Raw genomic sequence first — 627 nt, 5'->3', positions numbered from 1 at the left:
GGGTCAGTCCGCCTTGTGCGCTGTCGCCCCAGGGTGCGCCGTTGTCGGTGTTGATTCTGTCGGGCAGTCCGTATTGTCTGAATGCTTCGGTCAATGCTGCCTGTACGCCTTCCCTGCGCTCGTTTGCCAGGGCGCGCAGGATGATGTTGTAGCGCGATCGGTCGTCGATAACGGTCAGCGGGTGGCAGCGGCCGCCGTCGGTGGCAAAATGGCCTTTGAAATCCATCTGCCACAATGCGTTGGGGTAGGGATGCTCGAAACGCTGCCAGTTGTGTGCCGCATGGGTGTTTTCGTGAATGATGCGTCCGTTGCGGTGCAGTATGGAGGTGATGGTGCTGGGGGCGATGTGTATGCCGTGCTCGCGCTGCAGTATGCGGGCGATTTTGCGGCCGCCCCATGCGGGATGTTCGTCGCGTACGGCGAGTACCTGCTGTTCGGTTTGGTTGGCGGTCTGCTTCGGGCTGTTGTGCGGACGGCGGGATTGTTCTTGGGTGCTGTCGCGTTTGAGCCATTTGTAGGCGGTTTTGCGGCTGATGCCGAATTGTCGGCACAGACGGCTGATGTTGCGGTCGGGTTGTCGGGCTAGGGTTAAAAATTCCTGTCGTTCTCGGGACACGGTGGTTTCTC

The 627-nt window shown here is 60.1% G+C and carries 1 protein-coding gene; it reads right to left on the bottom strand.

Going from position 1 to position 627, the window contains the following annotated elements:
• Positions 1 to 616, bottom strand: a 616-nt coding sequence (locus ACLD9W_RS12415) for a DDE-type integrase/transposase/recombinase (protein ID WP_410842291.1), incomplete at its 3' end; no start/stop codon positions are given.
• Between the last annotated feature and the right edge of the window lie 11 nt (positions 617 to 627).

The sequence above is a fragment of the Neisseria sp. WLZKY-1 genome, assembly GCF_046546535.1.
Classification (GTDB): domain Bacteria; phylum Pseudomonadota; class Gammaproteobacteria; order Burkholderiales; family Neisseriaceae; genus Neisseria.
Note: the sequence above shows the minus strand (reverse complement) of the source record. Positions and strands in the feature narration are given on the sequence as shown.